At 57.5% G+C, this 412-nt stretch carries 1 pseudogene; it reads right to left on the reverse strand.

Annotated features, from left to right (window positions below):
* Positions 1 to 85: 85 nt before the first annotated feature.
* Positions 86 to 412: pseudogene (locus CS062_RS25580) on the reverse strand (hypothetical protein); the annotation flags it as partial.

The following is a 412-nucleotide window of genomic DNA, read 5'->3' on the forward strand; positions in this document are numbered from 1 at the left end:
AAGTAATCTCCGCGAGCAGACGTAAAACTGCCCCTTTCCACGCGGAAAGGGGCAGTTCTGCTTCGTGGTCTGCTTTGTAAGAGGCCTACCAGTCCGACTCGTCGTACTTGATGACGCCACGGATGTTCTTGCCGTCCAACATGTCCTGGTATCCGGAGTTGATGTCTTCGAGCTTGTAGGTCCGGGTGACCATGTCGTCGATGTTGAGCAGGCCGGACTTGTAGAGCGCTGCCAGCCGCGGGGTCTCGATGTGGCTGCTGCCGCCTCCGAAGATGTTGCCCTTCAAGGTCTTCTGCAACATCGTGAACAGGAACAGGTTGAGCTTGACGTCGACGTCGGTCATCGCACCCATGCCGGTCACGACACACGTGCCGGTCTTGGCGGTCAGGATCAACGCCTCTTCGATGTACTC

Source organism: Roseateles chitinivorans (assembly GCF_002761755.1).
Lineage (GTDB): Bacteria > Pseudomonadota > Gammaproteobacteria > Burkholderiales > Burkholderiaceae_C > Roseateles > Roseateles chitinivorans.